Below are 21,567 nucleotides of genomic sequence, written 5' to 3'. Positions count from 1 at the left end.
AAGTAATGATTTTTACTTAAAAAAATAGTTTTTACTCCTGTTTTTTCTTATAAGACCTTACATAGCTCCTTCCTAAAGTAATGGTATTACAGATAGAAAGAAGCAAGAGAAGCCACCCAGAAAGAGGATTTTCAATAGTTCCTGTAAATAACAAAAATAAGGTTATTCCTAGCAATAATAGTGCTAAGACAAACCAAAGCATAGATCTTTTCATATCATTCCTTGAAAAGGTCTCTTTCGATTTCCTCCATTTCAATAATATCGAAAGCCTCCTGAAGAGTAGGACAACCCACTAGTTCCTCTGGAAAAGTATCCGGATCATAATCAGGGAAAACCACTACGAAGGAATGGTTGGTCTCGGTTCGGAACATCTCTGAGAAATAGAATAGAGTGTCCAAATCTTCCTCATCAAGTGTCTTTACCTCACTAAGATTCAGAATGATATGATCTGCCCTCAGGGTGGGATCCTTCAATAAGAGGTTTACTGTATCAGGATTCACTTCCTCTTGAGTAAGGCGAATGGTTGCAATGAGGTCTTTTTTATGAATGTGCATAGGAATTAGTTTTATTTGTTTCCAATAATTCTAAGGATATCGCCAAAGACACCTCGTGCGGTAACGGCGGCTCCGGCTCCAGCTCCTTGTATCACAATAGGATTTTCTCCATAGGATTCTGTATAGATTTCAAAGATAGAATCGGCTCCTTTGACCTGCCCTAAGGCACTAGATTCAGGCACTGCCACAAGCTTTACTTCCAAGCGTGCCGTAGCTGTTTGGGAGAGATCCCCGTGAAGGTCTCCTACATAGCGTAATACAGTCCCCTTAGGTGCTTTATCTTTGATTTCTTGATAAATAGCATCAAATTCATTCAAGCGTGAGAGAAACTCTTCTCGACTACCTTCTCTCAAGTGCTCAGGGATTAGGTTTTCAATGGCTACTTCCTCAAACTCATTCTCCAAATCCAGCTCGCGAGCTAAAATAAGAAGCTTACGCCCCACATCATTCCCACAGAGGTCTTCTCGTGGATCGGGCTCTGTATAACCACTCTCAATAGCCTTGCGAAGAATCTCACTGAAAGGGGCTTCACTTGCCGAGTAGGTATTGAAGAGGAAGCTCAGTGTCCCTGAGAAAATTCCCTTAATACGTGTAATATTTTCTCCTGAATGATGTAGAAGTTTTATAGTATCTATCAGTGGAAGTCCTGCTCCTACATTGGTCTCATACAGGTACTGTTTTTTATATTGAGCGAGGGTTTCTCGTAATTTTTTATAGAAAGGATAATCAATTGTATTGGCTATCTTATTAGCAGAAACTAGGTCAAAACCATTCTCAACCAAGGGCAAATAATTCTCCACAAAAGTTTTACTAGCAGTAACATCAATCGCTAGAAGATTCTCTAGATGGTGCTGTTGTACCAGTCCAATAAACTCATTGAGGGTATAAGGTGTGGCTTCTTGAGCAAAATTATCATATTGTGTAGTAGAAATTCCTTTGGGGTCAAAAACAAACTGCTTAGAGTCCGCCACCGAAATAATCTGCAAGTTGATATTTCTCCTCTTAAGAATATCCTCTCTCGCTTGAAATATCTGCTGGATAAGGGTATTTCCTACGGTTCCCCTTCCAAAAATTGCCAGATTAATCCGCTTAGAGATTTCAAAAATCTCCCCGTGAATCACATTCACCGCCTTAGGAAGGTCTTTCTTATGAATAACGATACTCACATTCTTCCCTGTAGCAGAATTATTAATCAGCAAAGGAGCTACTTGATTGCGTACCAGTGCATTATAAGGCTTATCAAAATCAGCTAAATCCTGCCCTACAATGGAAACTACTCCTACATTTTCCACTACGCTCACTTGGCTTACATCGTGGTTATAAACATCTATCTCAAACTCTTTCTCAAGTGCCTGTTGAGCTTTCCGAGCATCCTTATTGGCTACTAAGAAACCTATCCCTCGTTCAGAAGAACCTTGCGAGATGATACTTACACTAATCTTAGCCTGAGCTAGGGCATTGAATATACGAGCATCTACCCCTACTTTACCAAGCAATCCACGTCCTTCGAGTACGATAAGGGCATAGTTATCAAGTACAGAAATTGCTCGTATGCCTCCTACAGAATCTCCCTCACAGATAAGGGTACCCGCATCCTCTGCTTTGAAAGTATTAAGGATACGCAAAGGAATTTTTTTCTCCAGAAGTGGGATAATCGTCTTAGCGTGAAGGATAGAAGTCCCAAAATTCGCTAATTCATTGGCTTCTTCAAATGAAAGCTGACGGATAATTTTTGCCTGTGGCACCAGCTCTGGATTCGCTGTAAATATTCCATCTACGTGAGTATAGTTCTGTAATTCCTCAGCATTGAGAAAATTTGCCAACAGAGAAGCTGAATAATTGCTCCCGTTGCGCCCCAAAGTAGTGGTTTCCCCTTTTTCATTAGCAGCAATAAATCCTGTAACAATAGGAACTACACCTTTAGGAAAATCCTTAAAATAAGCCTGTGTTTTCTCCTGAGAGATAGCGGGAATTAGCTGGGCACTTCCAAAAAGACTATCGGTAACATAAAATGCCCTACTATCTACAAACTGAGCTGGTATTCCCCTCTCAGAGAGCAAATGACTGATGAATTTTGCTGATAATATTTCTCCTTGTGCTAAAGTATTATCTTTTATTTTCTCATTATAGTCTCCTAAGAGAGAAACTCCATCAAATATCTTTTGTAAGATAGAAAATTCTGCTGAAAAATCTACTGAATGTCCATCACTTTGGTATTGCTTGAAATCCGAAAATTCCTCATTCACAAGCGTTCCTTTACTTGCCTTTTCAAGCATTGCTTCCAGCTGGTCTGTTGCCTTATCACGAGCCGATACAACCACTGCAATAGGCTGTCCTTGAGCTACTTTCTTTGAAATAATAGAGAGGACTGCCTCCAGCCCTTTCCCATTGGATAGTGACTTTCCACCGAATTTTAATATCTGCATACAAACTTAGGATTAAAAATAAAGATTTACCAGCGCAAATGTACAAATTTTCTTTTATTTGCCACACAAAAAAGAAATATTTTTTTTAAACATATCTTTTTTTAGTTTTTTTACACAACAAAAAAACACTTTCTTTAATTAAATCAATCACCGAGAACTTCATAGTCATAGCCTTTTATAGAGAAGGGAATTCCCAACCTTTTGTTCACTGGACGTATCTTACCATCTGGATAGCGGATATAACAAGTATTAATAGTAGAAGGGAAATAGAGAGTATCCTCATCCTTACCTCGCATCTCCACAAACTGAACTCCTACCCACACTTCTCCCTTAGGAGCAAAAATAGAGAGTTTTTCTGTAAAGGTTTGTGATTGTACACTAGGGAAAATTTCTATATAAATAGGCTCTTTATGCAATGGTGTAAAGGTCTTATGTTGTGAATCTGTAGCATAGACTACCACTCGTAATTTCGCCATATACAGTTCGCTCTTAAGGATATCTATACTGAACTCTGTGAGCTTTGTATCCTTCTCGAGCTTAAAGAAATCCCCTAGTTCAGCATTCAGCACACTTCCTTCTTCTGGCGAAAAGGTTTCCTTTATATCTCCACAAAGTGTGAATAGAGCTCGTACGCCTTTACTCCTTAGGATATGTTCTTTGGACTTCTTAAGGGAAAATGAAGTCTCTGGGAGCTTTATAGTTGTCTCGTGTAGCTCTATTTTATCTTTTATTTCACTGGCAAGCAACACTTTATAATCATAGCTTATATGTGAAAAATAAATACTATCTGTAGGGTTAGCACGTAATCGCTCCAGATAAAATTCACCTCTTTCATTACTAATAAGTCCTCTAGAGGTGCCTACAATCCCTATATTCACATAGGAAACAGCCACTCCTTGAGCGGAAACTACCTTTTGCTGCGCTTTACAGGGCAATACCACAAGAGCAATCCATAGGATATTATACCATCTTTTCATTTCTTAGAAATTACCTTGAATGAAGCCTATCTTCCTATACGGATTCCCACAGAAAAAGGATACTCTCCAACAGCATTTCCTACAAAAAGTGGAGAAAGGCTATAGCGGAAGTAAAGGCTGGATTGCCCATAGCCTATATGAGCTGAAAGCCCACAACTTGTGCGATTCGTTCTGAGGTTCTTACGTAATAGTAATTTATAAGAATCTTCTGATGCTTCCCAGTTCAGTTTCTGACTATCATCCAGAAGAACTCCAAGGAAAACACCCACTCCTAAGCGAAAGGACTGATGTGTAGAGAAATAAGAAGTTCCTCTATAGCTTTCTGACTGGGAAAAATCCCATTCCAGTTCTACGGGAAGCATTAGGTAATGATTGCGGAATTTAGATTTGGTAAGCTCCTGTGAATAAGGCGTTAGTACGGTATTCCCTCCCTGACGATCATAGTAGAAATCTCCACGAATTTTATAGCTATTATATACCCAAGAAAGTCCATAGGTGAGGTGTAAAAGGTTATCATTCTTCTTCAATCGATAATTGCTGTAAAAGCCTATCTCAAAGGATTTAGAGCCTAACGGACTCAGACGCTTATCTCCAAAATGTTCTTTGCTAGCCAAGTTCAATGCACTCAGGGCAATATAAGGAGAGAACGATTCCCCTCTATCAGTATACCGCCTTCTGTAAGTATCCTCCTTCTCTTGTGAGGCTAAGGAATCCACCTGTGCCAGTACTCTCTCATAAGAGGGGGAAGAAAGGGGATTCTGAGGGCTTACTCTGAGGCTATCAGAGGCTCTCTCGGCTATTCCTTTCTGGAGCTGGAGCTGTAGGTTTTGCGCTTGATGATAGATAAACTCTTTCACTTGTTGCTGGGAGCGTATCTCAAGGGCTTCTTTCAGTCGCTTGGCATCGGATGAGGTGATTTTCTTCTGCTCTAGAAGATCTTCCACAGAGGCAAGTTGCTTATTAAGCATCCGCTTTTGGGTAGACACAATGGAGTCAATAGTATATTTAGCTTTCCGGATTTGTGCCTCTAGAGGGTCTTGTAAGGGTTGCTTCTCTAAGGGGTCTTGAGCCCAAGAGGTTCCTTTGCCCACTAAAAGAAAGAAAATACAAAAGAAAGAAACAAATGCTTTCATCATAGAAAAGGTTTGAGAATATTGGCAAAATTACAAAAAAATCACTAACAAAAAAATAAATTTTGGTCTTTTATATTCTAGTTTGCTCTAATTTTTGTACATTTGCCCTGCTTCTATATTTAAAAGAAATGAAACAGCTTCTGATAACTCTTTTACTAGCCACCACTACAGGAGGATATGCCCAAAAATTCCTCTCTGACAATGAAATTACAGAACAGGTATTCGGCACTGAAAAGCTCTATAAATTAGAAAAAACAGGCGAACCTCTAGACGGAGCTTATAAAGTAGCTCTTGGTGGAGGAGCTTACTATGAGGTTATTTTTGAGAACGGACGTATGAACGGCTCTTACAAAAGCTATAGCCCACAAGGCAACCTTATGGCTGAGAAAAACTTCAAAAAAGGAGTTCTTGATGGCAAATCCATCTTCTATAATGATGAAGGTAAGGAAAAAGAGCTTCGTACTTACAAAGAAGGAAAATTAGAAGGAATTAGTAAAGAATATACTAGTGACGGAAAGCTCCGCTCAGAACTCTCCTACAAAGCAGGTAAGCCTAATGGAGAATGGAAATACTATGATAGTGAAGGTAAGCCCCGTAAGATAGAAAACTATAAGGACGGAAAGCTCCACGGAAAGCAATGGCAAAAAATGTCTGGCAATCGTGGGGACTATACCGCTACTGAGTATTATGACAATGACAAGCCTACTGGCAAATGGCAAGAAATTTGGGAAAATGGGCTACCCCTCTCCGAGAGAGAATACAAGGATAAAGGTACTTATACCCAAAGAGAATTCTACCGAAATGGAAAGATTGAAAGTGAAGTATCCTATAAGGATTTCAAGCTCCATGGCTTTAGAAAAAAATATAATGATGCAGGCATACTCATTCGCCAAGATACCTACAATGAAGATAAGCTTACCAACAGAAAATATTTCTTCGACAATAACGGAAAGCTTAAGGAAGAATACAACTATAAGAATGACGGAAAAGACGGAAAATATATAGAAAATAATGATAATGGTACCGTCCGTGAAGAAGGTACTTATAAGAACAATTTTAAAGAAGGGAGTTGGAAGAAATATACCCTCAAAGGAGCTCTTTACATAGAATGTAACTATGTAGCCGGCAACTTACACGGTTCCTATAAGGAATACTATCCTAGTGGAAAAATCAGTGAAGAAGGCACTTACAAAGATGACCAGAAAGATGGCACTTGGAAGTACTATGATGCCTCTGGCAGGCTCTCTTCTGAAGCTTTCTATGAGAGAGGCAACCGTATCAAGACTGTGAATTATAATTAGATATAAAGATTCTAGGAAAAACATTCTCTTTCTCTATTAACTACTCAGTAGTTTCACAATAAGAGCACCTAAAAGAAGGACAAGCACTATACAGATAACTCCCAGAACAATAAGTACCCACTTAAAGATTCTCAGAAGTCTGGAAAGGCTTTGGTTATTATCCTCTGTATAGCCTTGGATAAGGTTAAGTACCGCCGTGGCTACTATGAAAAAATCATCTAACCAGCCTACAACAGGAACATCTGGGAGAATATCCAACGGACTGAAAATATACACTATGGATAATATCGTCCATATCCATTCACGGATATGACTCTTCTGTATTTCTATACTCATACCATATTTTATAAAAGTTTTTACTCTGTATCTCGAAATAAATAGCAAAGATAGCATAATTTTACCTTTTTTACCCCTCTAATTATAAAAAAAGTATTTTTTGCCTCTTCCCTTATATTTTCTTATGAAATTCTTTACCAATAATCATTTTGTAGTGAATGCGTTGCTCTTTAGCCTTCTCTTTTTTATAGGAGCTATTGCAAGTTTTGCTCTCATTTATCTGCTAGACGAAAAAGCACTTTCCTTTTCTCCTGAGAATATCCCCTATCTATACCTAAGTGTAGCAACAGGTCTATTTTTTATTCTCTTATTGATACTAGAAGAGAAAAAGGAGCAACATATTCGTTTTTATCTGCTCTTTTATGGATTATGGTTGGTGGCGATGTACTTTGCTTTTGTGTATCTGTACACCTATGAGGAAACAGAAAAAATTGCTCCTTATTATAAAAATTTAAAGGAGATTTATTTTCATGAGAAATTCCGGAATAATTTGAGTTCTTTCGCTGTGATTTCTATTCTTTTCCTACTTTTTGGGGCTCCTCATAATGGGGTTCTTTTTGGGGTTAGCTTCCTAACTCTATTCCTATACATAACCACTAAAAATAAAGGGAAATAATCTTCTATATTCCATTATTTTTTATAATTTTGCTTTATCAAATTATCATTTATGAGTTTCCCTACAGACCTAGAAATCGCTCAACAAGCGAAATTATTACCTATCAGAGAGATAGCTAAGAAATTACACATTCCTGAAGAAGATATTGACCCTTATGGAAAGTACAAAGCAAAACTACCTCTGCACCTAATCAATCCCGAGAAGATGAAAGCCAGTAAGCTAATACTGGTAACAGCTATTACCCCTACTCCTGCAGGTGAGGGAAAAACAACAGTGAGCATCGGGCTTACCGAAGGGCTTAACAAGATTGGCAAAAAAGCCATTGCTGTCCTACGCGAACCGTCCTTAGGTCCTGTCTTTGGCATCAAGGGAGGTGCTGCCGGAGGAGGATACTCCCAAGTGGTGCCTATGGAGGATATTAATCTTCATTTTACAGGTGATTTTTCAGCTATTGAGAAAGCTAATAACCTGCTTTCGGCTGTTATTGATAACAACCTCCAGAGCAAGACCCATAGCTTAGGCATTGACCCTCGTACGGTTGTCTGGAAGCGAGTAATGGATATGAATGACCGCGCCCTACGCCATATCGTAGTAGGCTTAGGAGGAACTACTCACGGGGTTCCTCGTGAAGATGGGTTCAATATTACTCCTGCCTCAGAGATTATGGCGATCCTGTGCCTGGCAGAGAATTTCTCAGATCTTAAGCGACGCATTGGCAACATCTATATAGGAAAAAAATACGATGGCACTCCTGTTTTTGCTCGTGACCTAAAAGTCGTTGGAGCGATGGCATTGCTCCTGAAAGAAGCTATCAAGCCGAACTTGGTACAAACTCTAGAGAATAACCCTGCTATTCTCCACGGAGGTCCCTTTGCTAGTATCGCTCAGGGAACCAATACCGTATTGGCTACCAAAATGGGGCTTTCCTTAGGAGAATATGTAGTTACTGAAGCTGGCTTTGGAGCTGACTTAGGTGCCGAAAAGTTCCTTAATATCAAGTGTACTTCTGCAGGACTTGCCCCTGATGCTGTTGTAATTGTGGCTACTATACGCGCCTTACGCCACCACGGAGGTGCAAAGAAAGAAGAATACAATACACCCAACATAGAACGTGTAAGGATAGGAATTGCTAACCTAGAAAAACATATAGAAAATGTACTAACCTTTGGGCTTAAGCCTGTGGTAGCCATCAACTATTTCCCTAATGATAGCAAAGAGGAAATCGCTTATATTCAGGATTTTTGCAAAGAAAAAGGAGTGGAAGCCATTCTTAGTAAGGGCTTTAGCGAAGGAGGAGAAGGTACCCAAGACCTTGCACGTGCTGTGGTGGCTATCGCCGAAAGTGGAGAAAGTCACTTTATCCCTCTATATGACCATTCTGCTTCTATAGAAGAGAAAATAATGACGGTAGCTACTCGCATCTATGGAGCTAAGGGTGTGAATTATAGCTCCCAAGCCCTCAGTCAGCTCAAGCAGATTAATAAGCTCGGTTTTGACAAATTACCTATCTGTATGGTCAAGACTCCTAAGTCCCTGAGCGATGATGAGAAAAAGCTCGCCCGACCTACTGGCTTTGAAGTAACTGTGCGGGAATTTGAGTTTGCCTCTGGTGCAGGTTTTGTTATTCCTATTCTTGGGGATACAGTACGTATGCCAGGATTACCAAGCGTCCCTGCTGCTGAAGGTATGGATATAGACGATGAGGGCATAATTACAGGACTTAGCTAATTATGGTTTCAAAAGAAATAACCAAAAAAATAGACCAATTCCTCGCTACACTACCCTCAGACTCTCTGAGGGCGTGTAGGGAGCAGTGGGCAACATTCGTATGGACATATGCCCAGAACTATCATATACAACAGCAAAAGATAGAGCGAATCGCTGTAAAGACTACTGAGGGTATAGAGCTAATTCTCACAGCCAATATTCTCTACCTACAGAGTGATAAGGGATATACGACCTTTTTCCTTGAGGGAGGAGAGAAAATATTAGTCAGCAAGGTGCTCAAGACATATGAAGAACTTTTGCCACCCTCACTGTTTGTACGTTGTCACCAATCCTATCTGGTCAATAGCCATTATATCAAGAAATATCTTAAAGAGGGTATCTTAGAACTGACCACGGGTGAGCGTATCCCCGTTGCTGAACGCCGTAGGGAGCTGGTACAACAATGGTTAATGGGAAGTGAATAGTTTTTCAATTATCGTTTTTTTTCAATTTAACCGCAAATATTTACCCCCCCAGCGAATATTGACTCTTTTTGATATTTTCGGAATTATTTTTTAATTTTGCATCATTATATTTAAATTAAAATTTTATGAATAAAGAAATTCCACAGGATTTACCTTCTTACTTCAGAGCTCATCCTGAGCAGTTTGTTCTCAAAGGAAATACCTCTAAGAAAATCATTAATGGTGTCCTATTCGCCATCTTCCTTGGCTTAATGATTTATCCCGAAATCACCCCTGCAGGAGAACTCTGGATATGGCGCATTATTGCAGGAATAGGAATGGCATATACAGGTTTTAGCATATGGCTTGGATCTGATTTTTATAACAAACAAACTCAGACCAAGATTGTACAAGCAAGTATCAAGAAGTTTGATTCCTCTGCTACGACTGAGAAGGACTTAGTTGCTCTTTTGGAAGCTGAAAACTTCAGAGAGCTTGCCAATATCCCTTCCAAGGACAACCAACCGCTTCAGCTCTATGTATATGAAGATGTAGCTGGAAAAGCATTCTACTTACTCCTGATGAAGTATTTCTCTTCTTCCGACTTCAGAGGAATCACTCCTGTAAAAATCATCTCAGGAGCTGAGTATGACAAGCACAAACCAATGATACAAGCTTTAAAATAATAACAACTAAAAAATCTTTATAAAGCTATCTTAAAAAGATAGCTTTATTTGCAAATATAACAATTTTAACCACGAATATTTACCCCCCCGCCGCGAATATTGATTCTTTTTGACTTTTTAGAAATTATCGCTTAATTTTGCCCTTTATTAAACAAATTAAAATAAACTATTATGGGATTATTGGACAACAATATCACTTTCTCCTATCTAGAAGGCAAGGTGCCTTTGGAAGACCTCTTTGAAGTAATCAAACAAAAATTAGGCGACAAGTACAAGGTGGAGTTCATCAAGAAAGGCAATGTAGCCTCTCAGGTATTGGGAACTTCTTCTTCAGTGGATCGTATCTTTGTGGCAAAGAATGCTTACCATCGTACTTTTATCACTGTAAAGTATGCTCCTATGACTGAGGATATGTCGCGCGAGGATACTTACTTAGGCTTTGATCGCACTACTATGAAGTGGTGGCTCAAGGGACTCTACAACGAAGGCGGTATGATAGGACGCTGGATTATCCAAACCATTTATGGTAGCAACAAGGATTTTGACGGAGATATTTTGGAGGCTATCAATAGCAAATACCCTATACAACAAAAAGAACAAAATGTAGGCTTATCCGCCCTCTGGAAAAAAAATAAATAAAACTTACTCATATGAAAAAACTCACCCTTTTAGTAGTAGCCCTAGTGTCTATCATCTTTGCCAATTGTGATTGGGAAAAAGGTATCAACAGTTTTGCCAAAAGTGTTAGTGGTGTTGATGATGCCAATTACGACTATGCCAAAGGTATCGTAGGTACCGATGCTGGTGATTTTGAAAATACTTTTGACAAACTGATAGAAAAGAAAGGTATCCAGCTGGACACGCTCCAGATTTATTTCATAAACACCACCTTTAGGGATAAATCTTGTAAAGTAAAGGTTTTTGCTCTTGATGACAAGGAAAAAAACACCATAAAGTCTGCTGAAGCCTATTATGACAACGAAAACCTCCGTCACACAGGAGGAGAGATAATTGTCCTTAAAACCAGCGAAGGCAAGCGTGCTAAGTATGAGCAGTACCAAGACCTACTTTTCTCGTATCCTGACGTAAAACCTCTTGTGACAAAACTTCCTGAGATGATTAAGGCTGTTAAGGAAAAAGCCAATCCTACCTCCTATATCTCAGAGTGGCAAATAGAAAAAGATCAAGAAACCTTAGCCTTTACAACCACTTTTAAGACCTCTGCCAAAGAAGGACAAAATAGCCAAAAAGGAGATTCTAAGACCTTTGTCTTTGACGCAGAAGGAAAACTAATTTCTGAAAAATAACCATCATTTATAAAATCAAACTAATGAGAAAACTTACACTTTTCTTCGGGGCAATTATGGCGCTCGCCCTTACCGCTTGTGGTAAAAAGGCTCCTGTAATGTACGATAAAGAGGGCTTCAAACAGATTATCACCTTATTTGAGGATTCTCCAGTGAAAGACAAGGAATTCAACCTTATTTTCTTCCAGTCCGGGGAAGCACTCAAGGGAAATACTCTTGACTTCGGTCGTTTTATGTATTGGGATCAAGCTCAAGGAAAGATTATCCTCCAAGAGTTCAATTTCCCTAAAAAATGGGACGAAGCCAAAGCGGTAGATGATTCTCAAAAAGAAGGTGACCTCTTCAAGCTTAAGGATATCAGTGCAGACAAGGTGGTGGATACCATCAAGGAAGGAATTGAAAAATTCAAAGATGAGTATCCTGATTATGAGGACTTCAATGTCTCTTGTATCTTCCTAGTTAGCAATGGTAAGGCTGGGGAGTATGAAGTAGGGTTCAAAATGGAATTTACTGAAATAGGTAAGGCTACCCAAACAAGAACCGTAGGACGTACACGAACTACTACCACTACTTACTATCGTGTTATGGCTCAGAAGAAAGACGGAGAATGGACTTTCGAAAGCGAAGAAGATTAAGTAGTATAGAGATGAATATTAATTCTATCTAATCCCTACGCCTGACAGAAATATAAAATCAGTAAATCAGAAAAAGACTACTGTAGAAAAGATGAGAGCTGAATATATTTACTTCTCATCTTTTTTCTTTTAGAATTATTTTATATCTTTGCAAAACTAAAAAACAAAAAAATGACCCTATCCGACGCTAAAGCATATGTCCTCTATGAAACGAGGCGAGAAAAACGTATCACCCTAAGAAACCTTATTATCGTGGTGGTACTAATCCTTATAGGAATCTTTTTGGGAATAAAATATATTTTCCCCATTATAAGCCAACAGGTCACCAATGTCCCTACCTATGTAAAATTCGTACTCCCTTTGGCCTTATTGCTCAGCGCAGCCTATCCTCTTATAAGGGTGTGGAAAATCCTTAAGCGTGGCGAGCAAGTGGAAGAGGCTTTTTCCCTAATCACTCAAGGGGAAGAATGCCGTATTGTAAGCGAGACAGACGATTACTTAACCGTTATTCCTTATGGCAAACGCTCTCGTATCCAAATGGATCCTATCTCTTACTTAGGGGTATCCATTAAGAACAAAACCTACATCCTTCCTATACACTACCGTTCAGGTTCTGCCGAAATCAAGCGTGTCCTTACTGGAGCCGATGAGGGAGCTTACAAGGAAGTAATGTATGAACTCTATAACAAACCACAGGGCAATACCCTATTTGACAAGGCTGCTGTAAAAAGCCAAGCCGAAAGGGCTCCTATCACCCTAAAACCCGTAGAGGAATTCCGCTCCTTTGCCGAAAAGGAACTAGCCCCTACCCTTGCCTCTATGGAGAAAGGGCGTAGTGCAAGCCATGGAATGTTCAAGATTTCTACTATAGTTGCTGTGGCTTTTGTGGCGGTGATGATGATCTTAACCTTTACAGGAGTGCTCAATTTCTCCTCTCAAATAAGTGTGCTGTACTTTATCATAGGTTTTGTAGTTTTTGGGTTCCTATTTAGCTTCGTCTCTATGCAACAGGCGAAGAAAAAAATGGCAGGTACTGAGGATTATACCCAGCTCAAGTCCAAGATTTTCAGCCGTGTGGTGCATTACATCAGTCCTGATTTCCAGTATATAGAAAAGGGGCATATAGGCATTGGTGACCTTTTGGCATCTTTCCTTTTCCGCCAAGAGCGCTATGACCTTACAGGAGGTGACCAAATTGTAGGTCACTATAATGGGGTACCTTTCCAGTCTTGTAACTTGACTCTTACCTATCGCCCAACGGTTCGCAGAGAGAACGAATCCGACCGAGTAGCTTTCTATGGAAATTACTTTGTGGCACGTTCGCCCAAGACCTTTGAACACCCTATCGTGATTCATCCTGTCAAGAGCTTTTTCGGCACACTCAACGACAATGATATTGCCGCTTACCTCAACACAGGGGGTGAGCGTATTCGCTTGGAAGACCCTGAGTTCCAAAAGATGTTTGAGGTATATTGCGACGACCAGATTACTGCCCGCTATGTGCTTACCCCTGCCTTTATGGAGCGCCTCAAAAAGCTCAATGAGCGCTACAAAGGTCAAGTATACATTGCCATCAATACCGACAACATCGTTATTGCTACCAATCGTGGCAATGTGCTCAATTCGGTAGATAGCCCTATAGGCGCCCTCTTCCAAAAAATAGACCTCAACTTAGTTACCGAGGTTTATGAGGAACTGGTAGAGCAATTACAAATGATTGAAACACTTAATTTGAGCTAAAATTATAAAGAATATAGAGTTAGCTTTTATCAAAAGCATCTATTCCTTTTCTATATTTAGCCTTAACCATTTTTATTTTTAAAATGATAACATACATTTCTATAGGTATAGGAGCAATCCTACTCTTGTACATAATAAGTGCTTTTAACAGACTCTCTAAACGCAGAAACCAGATACAAAATGCTATTTCTTCGCTAGATTCTCTTTTTATTCAACGAGCAGAACTTATTCCCAACCTTATTGCTACTACTAAGGAATATATGAACTATGAGCAAGAAACCCTTGCACAAATCACAGGATTACGTACTCCAGAGGTAACTAAGGAGCAAAACCCTTACCTACAATCAGAAGAAGGTAATAAGATGCTAATGAATATAATGGCACGTGCCGAAGAATACCCTGAACTGAAAGCAAGTAACCAGTTTATACAGCTTCAGCGGGCATTTACTGAGTGTGAGGAACAACTCGCTGCTGGAAGACGTTACTTAAGCGCTTCTATTACAGATTATAATGATGCTCTGGTTACTTTCCCTTCCAATATCATTGCAGGAATTTTTGGATTTAGCAAGTACCAATGGCAATACGCCACAGCCCAACAGCGTACTGCTATTGATGCAAAGGAATTATTCAAGAAATAAGCCTATTCGAATGAGGAGCCTCTCCTCATTCTTGTCCCTACTATACGGTCATACTGAAGATGCGTGTGGTAGGGACATTGCGTTGTAAGTGTAGGTCAAAAGCCATACAGATATTCCTTACAAAAGGCTTGCCTGCATCTGTAACCTCTATAGCTGTGTTAGAAATACGAATCAGTCCGTCCTTTTCCATTTCAAGAAGGCGAGCTTTCACTTCTTCTACCTCTGGGAACTGTAAAGCAGGAGCCTCCCACGAGGTGTAAAACTGACACATCAGGTTCAGGATATGCCTACGGAGAATTAGGTCTTCTTCGGTAAGGATATGCCCTCGATACACAGGAATTTTATCCTGAGCCAATACCTGTTCGTATTCCTTAACCGTTTTCACATTCTGAGCAAATCCGTACCAGCTATCACTAATTGCTGAGATCCCAAGCCCTATCATTAGTTGCGTTTTAGAGGCTGTATAGCCCATAAAATTACGATGAAGGGTTTTATTCTCGAAAGAAGTATACATATCATCGGAAGGAAGTGCAAAGTGATCCATTCCTATTTCTATGTAACCATTTGCTAGCAGTTGTTGCTTGCCTATTTCATAGAGATACCTCTTTTGGTCTGCTGTAGGAAGGTCATTTTCATCAAAACCTCTCTGTCCTGTTCCTTTCACCCAAGGCACATGTGCATAGCTATAGAAAGAAATTCGGTCAGGACGTAGGCGATTGGTACATTCAATAGTATAAAGAACATCTTCTTCTTTCTGGAAAGGCAAGCCAAAAATAAGGTCATGACTGACAGAACGGTAGCCTAACTCTCGTGCCTGAAGGGTTACTCGTTCCACATTCTCAAAAGGTTGTATTCTATGAATGGCCTTCTGTACTATAGGAGAATAGTCTTGCACACCATAGCTTACTCGTGTAAAACCTAAGCGGTGGAGCGTCTGTAGATGTTCCCAAGTGGTATTATTAGGATGTCCCTCAAAGCTAAACTGAAAATCAGGAGCCTTAGTAGCATTTTCAAAAATACTATTGATGAGGTATTCCAGATTTTCAGGAGAGAAGAATGTAGGAGTTCCTCCTCCTAAGTGAATTTCCTTGATAAGAGGCTTCTGAGGAAGGATATCCAAATAGAGTCTCCATTCTTTCAGAACATTTTTAATGTAAGGATCTTCCATTTCGTGCCGCTTAGTGATATGCTTATGACATCCACAGAAAGTACATAAGCTTTCACAGAAAGGCAAGTGGATATACAGGCTAATTCCTTGTGAAAGATTGCTTTCAGCAAAAGCTTCCTGTACAGAAGCTATCCATTTTTCATAGGAATAAGAAGATTCTTGCCAGTAAGGAACTGTAGGATAGCTCGTATAACGAGGACCTGGCACATTATATTTTTGAAATAAAGAAGTCATTCAATTCAGTATAATACAAAGTGCAAAGATACGGCAAAAAAAATGTTTTTACTAATAAAAGAATCCCTATCTTTCTATAGAAAAAATCTATAAAAAAGCACATCCGGTTTTAGGAATTATTTTGTATCTTTGCAGTCATAATTTTAAAGTTTAAAAGATATGGCATTACAAATAACAGATGCTTCTTTTGAGGAAGTAGTACTAAAGAGTGACAAACCTGTATTGGTAGATTTTTGGGCGACTTGGTGCGGACCTTGCCGTATGTTAGGTCCTGTAATCGAAGAGCTCGCTACGGAATATGAAGGTAAGGTAGTCGTTGGTAAAGTAGATGTAGATAATAATCAGGAGTTTGCTGGCAAATATGGCGTAAGAAATATTCCTACTGTACTAGTATTCAAGGATGGAGAAGTAGTAGGCAGACAAGTAGGAGTAGCTCCTAAAAAAACTTATACAGACGCCCTAGATTCCCTTCTGTAAGTATGAGATAAATAGTCAATGAATAAGCTTTGTTAAGACCTTTTGTTTTAACAAAGTTTTTTCTTATGTGCTCATTTTTAATATTCTAAAGTTGAAATTATGGATACAACAAATATTGCTCAGTATATAGACTATACCCTCCTAAAGCCCACTGCAACTTTTGCCGACATCGAAAAATTATGCCAAGAAGCCCTTTCTTACCATTTTTTTTCCGTTTGTGTAAATAGCAGTTATATTTCTTACGCCAAGAACTTACTGAAAGAATTTCCTACAAAGCTATGTAGTGTAGTTGGATTCCCCTTAGGAGCGATGAGTCCTTTAGCTAAAGCTAATGAAGCAACTATAGCCCTAGAAGAGGGAGCCGATGAAATAGATATGGTAATGAATATAGGCTGGTTCCTCTCTGGACAGATTCATAAGGTGCTGGAAGAAGTAAGCCAGATAAAGAAAATCATAGGTAATAAAGTGCTAAAACTTATCATAGAGACTTGCTATCTCTCAGAAGCACAAAAACGATTGGCTTGCCAGATGGGAGTAGATGCTGGTGCTGATTTTATAAAGACTTCCACAGGATTTGGAACGGGAGGCGCCACCCTAAGCGATGTGCGATTAATGAAAGAAGTAGTAGGTAATCAAGCACTTATAAAAGCCTCTGGAGGTATTCGTACTAGAGAAGTAGCTCTGGAATATCTTGCCCTTGGAGTAAGTCGCATAGGAGCTTCTGCTATTATTATTTAGAGCAACTGCCCTTGTAGGCAGTTGCTTCATTGTGGAGTCGGAGAGATTCGAACTCTCGTCCAAACAAGTAACCACAAGGCTTTCTACACGCTTAGTTCCCGATTGGTTTTCGTGATATAGCTGAGCGGGAACGCCCTACTTTATCCTTATCTTCTATAAGATCAGAACCTACCAAAAGAAGCCATCAGAAGGTTCAATGTTGATTTTTATGGTGCCTCTTTGCGAACTGCCATCAACAAGGGCTTTTCAGAGACATCTCGCTTCCCTACCTAGTAGAGACTTAGCCAGCAATCTTACTATAATTCAGATTAGGCAGCAAGAGCGTAGTTATTCTCGCCATTTAAAGTGTTGAAACAGAGATTAACGAGCATTAGCTTCATAGCTCGGCGTGCTTACATTATGCTTAAGCCTGCTGTCAAAACCAGTCGACCCCTTCAGAAAATGTAATTCGGATGCAAAATTACATTTTTATACTTTGAGACACAAATTTTTTAACATATTTAACACTGTAAATATTTTTATATTAAGAACAGGTCTTTTTATAAAATTATTTTTAGCTTTGCAAAGAATTTCCTTTTCAAGTACTTATGTCTCTTTCCTTTTACTTAGCCTACATCTATTACCGAAGGCTTTTTGCCAAAGGAGATCTCTTGACTATTATTGTTCTTATAGGACTTATGGGCGGAGTTCTATATGCCTTATATGAGCATTATGACCTATGGAAATGGACTATTATCTTCTTTCCATTGGCTACACTCTCCCATCACAATAGTAGAGAAGATTTGTCCCTTCTGAAGTATCATTCCCAATATCGAAAGATTCTAATAGGAGAATATTTTGTAGAAAATATTCCTTTCTTATTTCTACTACTCCTTAAGATGGATTTTCTCTTGACGGGAGGATATGCGCTGGGAATAGGGCTTATGGCTTTTCTGCCCCAGAAAGACTTTGTTCTCCCCTACCCTTTCTCTCTTTCCGATCCATTATGGCATACTACTTTCCGAAAATATAAACTCCTATATGCGCTCCCTATCCTTATAGTACTTATTGGGATTGCAATAGCGTACAAAAATACAAACTTAGCTCTTTTTGCATTAGGTATTACTGGGCTTATTAGTAGTATGCCTTATTTTGAGCGAGAACATATAGCTCATATTTGTATCTCTTCCTTTCAGGGAAAAGACTATCTACAACATCAACTAATTACGGGGCTCAAGAATAGCCTAATCCTCTTCAGTCCTATTTATCTAGCTTATTTTATAGGATTTGGCTGGGAATCCATCGCACTACTCCCTCTATTTTTAGGGATTCCTATGGTAGGAATTCTTAGCAAATATGCCTTCTTTGACCAGCCCTTGACACAATCCTTTGCTTGGGTAGGCATTCTCTTAGGAGCTCCTTATTTTTTCCCTATATTAGCCCTCCCTTACCTCTACTACCGCGCCCTTAAAAATCTCCAAAAATACCCTTATGTTACAGATAAAAATTCAAGAAAAAAGCTATTCTAATAAGCCTATTCTTCAGGATATTCAGCTTTCTATATCTCAACCAGGTCTCTATGGAATTGTAGGAGCAAATGGAGCTGGAAAAACTACCTTTTTCAAGTGCCTTAGCTCTTTAGAGGCTTTCGAGGGTGAAATCCTATACCAAGGGAGTCCTCTCTCCTCTGGACAAGTGGCTTTTATCCCTACAGAACCTTATCTATATGACCACCTCACTGTAGGAGAATTTTACTCCTTCTATCGTAAGCTCCTAGGTATAAAGACTGTGAAAAAATACACCTTTGAGATAGATAAGAATACCCTTATCAAGCGACTATCCACAGGGATGCGCAAGAAAGTATATTATAATGCTGTCCTACAGAAGCCTTATACACTCTACATCTTTGATGAGCCATTTAATGGATTGGATATTGCTTCTGTAATTCATATCAAAAAACTGCTTCATAGCCTAGCACAGACACATATTGTATTGGTAGCTTCTCATCTGCTGGAGAGCCTACAGGCTTGTGTGAAAATATATCTATTACAGCATCTTCATTTTCAAGCATTTGCTCCTGAACAGATTCCTTTTATAGAAAGCATTTTAATAGAATAAAGTATTTATTTAAAGAAAATCATTTTTTTAAAAGAGTCTGCTATTTATATTATTATTTTTTGTATTTTTGTTGCGTTTTTTGCAATTATTTATTTTTATGAATAGAAAGAAATTTTTGACCCTTACTACTACTGGTTTTGCTCTTTTTGCAATGTTCTTTGGTGCAGGTAACTTAGTCATTCCTCCTTATATAGGCTTGAAAATGGGTGAGGCTAGTGGAATTGCTTTTTTAGGTTTTTTTCTTTCAGGGATTTTGATTCCTTTTCTGGCAGTACTAATGGTTAGTTCTATAGGGAGCTCCTTTACCGATTTAGGAAAACGCTTTCCTGCTCCTTTTGTGAATAGTTTAGTAGCGCTTATCATCATTACCTTTGGCCCTCTGGTGTGTGTACCTCGCTCAGGTTCTACTACTTATGAGGTAGCTATAGAACCCTTTTTCCCGATGATCGGAAAGGTTATTTTTGGTATTATTTTCTTTCTTCTCACCTTATTTTTAGCTCTATCTCGTTCAAAATTAGTAGATATTATAGGCAGATGGCTCACTCCTATCCTATTCCTTTCTCTTATTGTTCTGATTGTGGAGGGTACTATCAATGCCCCCAAAGGCTTATCTGACAATGGCATAGGCTTCAAGGAGGCTTTCACCTTTGGTTTTTCCACAGGTTACCTCACCTTAGACGTGCTTTCGGGAGTGATTTTCTCCGGATTAATCATCTCAGCCATTATACAAAAGGGGTATAGTTCTGAATATCAAAAACGTGAAATTACTATCCTTTCGGGGATCATTGCTGCAGGATGCTTGGTCTTCATCTATGGAGGTCTATTATACTTGGGAGCTACCTCTGACGTGGTGGCTGATGAAAATGTAAAATATATAGATATCCTCAAGCATATTGCCCATAATGGATTGGGAAGCAATGGGGCAGTGATTATCTCAGTAGCGGTAGCTTTCGCCTGCCTGACGACTGCCGTAGCCATTGTCTCGGCTATGGGAGCGATATTTGAAACCCTGAGTAAGGGGCGTATCCCCTACCGCTGGGGAGTATGGAGCTGTACGCTGGTATCCTTTGTACTCTCCATACAAAGTGTAGATGAGATTATCCATTATGCGAGTTATATCTTGGATTTCGTATATCCTATTACTATTGCCCTGACCCTCTTTATACTTTTATTTGGCAAACGAGTACGCACCAAAGCTCCTTACATCATAGGAGTGAGTTTTACAGCTGTTTTTTCGGCGATATTTGTTATAGGTAACCTTGTAGGCAGCGAAAGCATCAAAACCCTACAAATGAGCCTTCCCTTAGCGCAATACCATATAGAATGGTTGCTACCTGCTTTTATAGCGTTTGGAATCAGCTATTTGATATGTAAAAAGAAAGATCTTAGAGAGGAACTATAACCTTTAAAAATCAGAAGCTTCTTTCATCATTTGCTTAAGGTTATCAATAATTTCTTGGAGTCCATTGGTCTTTATCTCGAAGACGGTGGCTAAGAGCATCCCAAGCTTTCCTTTAGGGAATCCTTGGGTACTGAACCACTCCAAGTAATAAACAGGTAAATCAGCAATTATGGTACCTTTATACTTGCCATAAGGCATAGGGGTGGTAATGATTTCTTGGAGAATTTCAGGTGACATAAAGCTATTTTATAATACTTGTTTTATAAGACTCATAATATATTCTAAGTGTTGTTCCAAAATAATTATATTAGATCTTTCAAAAAGGAAAAATACAGAACTTAACTATAAAAAGTAGGAATATTTTATACTTTAAATACTCCTACTTTTTCCTATATTAACCAATATTATTCATATACTATAATCTGCTTTTCTAATACAGCTGCAACCTCTATAGTTATCGTTTCACCTGTAGTTTGACGAGGATTTCTAATACCCAAAAATACCTTAGTTCCTTTAATTTGATCTAAAGGAGAGGAATCTAATCTAATTTCCACAGTTCCTTTATTTAAAGCCCTACGAGAAGCATCTGTATAAGGATCAAAATGCTGTTTGTTTTTGAATAATTGTGCATTTTCAGAATCTAATAAATAAAAATCTGCACTCCCTGTTCCTCCTTCTGGAATTGTTATTTTAGATAAAACTGCTCCAAGTGTTCCTGTTTGGTCAATTAAATAAGAGGCTAGTTGTGTAGCCAATTTAATGTTCTTTACTGGTTTTCTACCTTCTACTACATATTCTCTATAATGAAAACAGGATTCTCTAATATATCTTACGAACCGAAAAAACTGTAAAATAGAAGAAAAAACCGAGCCATAGAGATAGCTCGGTTTCTGATAAGAAGGCGGCGACATACTCTCCCACAAATTGCAGT

At 39.0% G+C, this 21,567-nt stretch carries 24 protein-coding genes and 1 other RNA gene; 15 read left to right on the top strand and 10 right to left on the bottom strand.

The features are described 5' to 3' along the window. Positions 1-31: 31 nt before the first annotated feature. From RYK20_RS06880 to RYK20_RS06860, 5 genes are all read right to left on the bottom strand, one after another. The gene (locus RYK20_RS06880) at positions 32-214 is read right to left on the bottom strand and encodes a hypothetical protein (RefSeq protein ID WP_314894884.1); all 183 of its coding nucleotides are present in this window, start codon (positions 212-214) and stop codon (positions 32-34) included. Between the two features lies 1 nt (position 215). Beyond that, positions 216-554 (bottom strand): hypothetical protein, encoded by a 339-nt coding sequence (locus RYK20_RS06875; protein WP_311457181.1) that lies wholly within the window; start codon positions 552-554, stop codon positions 216-218. Positions 555-565: 11 nt separating this feature from the next. Beyond that, on the bottom strand, positions 566-2,980 hold the full coding sequence (thrA, locus tag RYK20_RS06870) for a bifunctional aspartate kinase/homoserine dehydrogenase I (protein WP_311457180.1): 2,415 nt from the start codon (positions 2,978-2,980) through the stop codon (positions 566-568). Between the two features lie 143 nt (positions 2,981-3,123). Then, complete coding sequence (locus tag RYK20_RS06865) at positions 3,124-3,957, bottom strand: hypothetical protein (protein WP_297977872.1); 834 nt, start codon at positions 3,955-3,957, stop codon at positions 3,124-3,126. 26 nt (positions 3,958-3,983) lie between these two features. Continuing rightward, entirely contained in the window at positions 3,984-5,090 is a 1,107-nt protein-coding gene (locus RYK20_RS06860; RefSeq protein ID WP_314894883.1) for a hypothetical protein, read from the bottom strand. A gap of 128 nt (positions 5,091-5,218) precedes the next feature. On the opposite strand from RYK20_RS06860, the gene RYK20_RS06855 reads away from it, so the two are divergent. Continuing rightward, positions 5,219-6,391: a toxin-antitoxin system YwqK family antitoxin gene (locus tag RYK20_RS06855; RefSeq protein ID WP_314894882.1), complete on the top strand. Its 1,173-nt coding sequence runs from the start codon at positions 5,219-5,221 to the stop codon at positions 6,389-6,391. A 36-nt stretch (positions 6,392-6,427) separates the two neighbouring features. On the opposite strand, the gene RYK20_RS06850 is transcribed toward RYK20_RS06855, so the two are convergent. Further along, on the bottom strand, positions 6,428-6,727 hold the full coding sequence (locus RYK20_RS06850) for a DUF1232 domain-containing protein (RefSeq protein ID WP_297977867.1): 300 nt from the start codon (positions 6,725-6,727) through the stop codon (positions 6,428-6,430). A 124-nt stretch (positions 6,728-6,851) separates the two neighbouring features. On the opposite strand from RYK20_RS06850, the gene RYK20_RS06845 reads away from it, so the two are divergent. From RYK20_RS06845 to RYK20_RS06805, 9 genes are all read left to right on the top strand, one after another. Further along, on the top strand, positions 6,852-7,343 hold the full coding sequence (locus tag RYK20_RS06845; RefSeq protein WP_314894881.1) for a hypothetical protein: 492 nt from the start codon (positions 6,852-6,854) through the stop codon (positions 7,341-7,343). A 51-nt stretch (positions 7,344-7,394) separates the two neighbouring features. Then, positions 7,395-9,071, top strand: coding sequence for a formate--tetrahydrofolate ligase (locus RYK20_RS06840; RefSeq protein WP_314894880.1), 1,677 nt, complete (start codon positions 7,395-7,397; stop codon positions 9,069-9,071). A gap of 2 nt (positions 9,072-9,073) precedes the next feature. Then, a complete protein-coding gene (locus RYK20_RS06835) occupies positions 9,074-9,535 on the top strand; it encodes a LytTR family DNA-binding domain-containing protein (protein ID WP_314894879.1) in 462 nt (153 codons plus the stop codon). Positions 9,536-9,660: 125 nt separating this feature from the next. Beyond that, entirely contained in the window at positions 9,661-10,200 is a 540-nt protein-coding gene (locus tag RYK20_RS06830; RefSeq protein WP_314894878.1) for a hypothetical protein, read from the top strand. A gap of 171 nt (positions 10,201-10,371) precedes the next feature. After that, on the top strand, positions 10,372-10,839 hold the full coding sequence (locus tag RYK20_RS06825; RefSeq protein WP_297977860.1) for a hypothetical protein: 468 nt from the start codon (positions 10,372-10,374) through the stop codon (positions 10,837-10,839). 11 nt (positions 10,840-10,850) lie between these two features. Further along, positions 10,851-11,507, top strand: coding sequence for a hypothetical protein (locus RYK20_RS06820; RefSeq protein ID WP_314894877.1), 657 nt, complete (start codon positions 10,851-10,853; stop codon positions 11,505-11,507). Between the two features lie 23 nt (positions 11,508-11,530). Then, positions 11,531-12,142, top strand: a complete 612-nt coding sequence (locus RYK20_RS06815) for a hypothetical protein (protein WP_297977856.1) — start codon at positions 11,531-11,533, stop codon at positions 12,140-12,142. Positions 12,143-12,313: 171 nt separating this feature from the next. Continuing rightward, complete coding sequence (locus RYK20_RS06810) at positions 12,314-13,882, top strand: DUF3137 domain-containing protein (protein ID WP_314894876.1); 1,569 nt, start codon at positions 12,314-12,316, stop codon at positions 13,880-13,882. An 83-nt stretch (positions 13,883-13,965) separates the two neighbouring features. Next, the gene (locus RYK20_RS06805) at positions 13,966-14,520 is read left to right on the top strand and encodes a LemA family protein (RefSeq protein WP_311457489.1); all 555 of its coding nucleotides are present in this window, start codon (positions 13,966-13,968) and stop codon (positions 14,518-14,520) included. A gap of 40 nt (positions 14,521-14,560) precedes the next feature. Here RYK20_RS06805 and hemN read toward each other — a convergent pair whose 3' ends face one another. Next, positions 14,561-15,922, bottom strand: coding sequence for an oxygen-independent coproporphyrinogen III oxidase (hemN, locus tag RYK20_RS06800; RefSeq protein ID WP_314894875.1), 1,362 nt, complete (start codon positions 15,920-15,922; stop codon positions 14,561-14,563). Between the two features lie 159 nt (positions 15,923-16,081). On the opposite strand from hemN, the gene trxA reads away from it, so the two are divergent. Together trxA and deoC are read left to right on the top strand one after the other, a co-directional pair. Further along, positions 16,082-16,399: a thioredoxin gene (gene trxA / locus RYK20_RS06795; RefSeq protein ID WP_311457491.1), complete on the top strand. Its 318-nt coding sequence runs from the start codon at positions 16,082-16,084 to the stop codon at positions 16,397-16,399. Positions 16,400-16,498: 99 nt separating this feature from the next. After that, positions 16,499-17,137 carry a deoxyribose-phosphate aldolase gene (gene deoC, locus RYK20_RS06790; RefSeq protein WP_314894874.1) on the top strand — a complete coding sequence of 213 codons (639 nt, stop codon included), beginning with the start codon at positions 16,499-16,501 and terminating at the stop codon, positions 17,135-17,137. A gap of 29 nt (positions 17,138-17,166) precedes the next feature. Here deoC and ssrA read toward each other — a convergent pair. After that, positions 17,167-17,570, bottom strand: a transfer-messenger RNA (tmRNA) gene (gene ssrA, locus RYK20_RS06785). Positions 17,571-17,724: 154 nt separating this feature from the next. Between ssrA and RYK20_RS06780 the strand changes: the two genes are divergently transcribed. The 3 genes from RYK20_RS06780 to brnQ all read left to right on the top strand — a co-directional run bounded on the left by RYK20_RS06780 (position 17,725) and on the right by brnQ (position 20,636). Further along, a complete protein-coding gene (locus tag RYK20_RS06780) occupies positions 17,725-18,645 on the top strand; it encodes an ABC transporter permease (RefSeq protein ID WP_314894873.1) in 921 nt (306 codons plus the stop codon). After that, entirely contained in the window at positions 18,608-19,234 is a 627-nt protein-coding gene (locus tag RYK20_RS06775) for an ATP-binding cassette domain-containing protein (protein ID WP_297978714.1), read from the top strand. Before RYK20_RS06780 ends, RYK20_RS06775 begins: the two co-directional genes overlap by 38 nt. A 97-nt stretch (positions 19,235-19,331) precedes the next feature. After that, positions 19,332-20,636, top strand: coding sequence for a branched-chain amino acid transport system II carrier protein (brnQ, locus tag RYK20_RS06770; protein WP_297978712.1), 1,305 nt, complete (start codon positions 19,332-19,334; stop codon positions 20,634-20,636). A gap of 3 nt (positions 20,637-20,639) precedes the next feature. On the opposite strand, the gene RYK20_RS06765 is transcribed toward brnQ, so the two are convergent. Both RYK20_RS06765 and RYK20_RS06760 read right to left on the bottom strand, forming a co-directional pair. Beyond that, a complete protein-coding gene (locus RYK20_RS06765; RefSeq protein ID WP_297978711.1) occupies positions 20,640-20,873 on the bottom strand; it encodes a DUF3820 family protein in 234 nt (77 codons plus the stop codon). 167 nt (positions 20,874-21,040) lie between these two features. Further along, positions 21,041-21,391 carry a hypothetical protein gene (locus RYK20_RS06760; RefSeq protein ID WP_314894872.1) on the bottom strand — a complete coding sequence of 117 codons (351 nt, stop codon included), beginning with the start codon at positions 21,389-21,391 and terminating at the stop codon, positions 21,041-21,043. Positions 21,392-21,567: the final 176 nt, after the last annotated feature.

It is taken from the genome of uncultured Capnocytophaga sp., assembly GCF_963525585.1.
Taxonomy (GTDB): Bacteria; Bacteroidota; Bacteroidia; order Flavobacteriales; family Flavobacteriaceae; genus Capnocytophaga.
The sequence above is the reverse complement of the archived record's forward strand: the minus strand, read 5'-3'. Positions and strand labels throughout refer to the sequence as shown.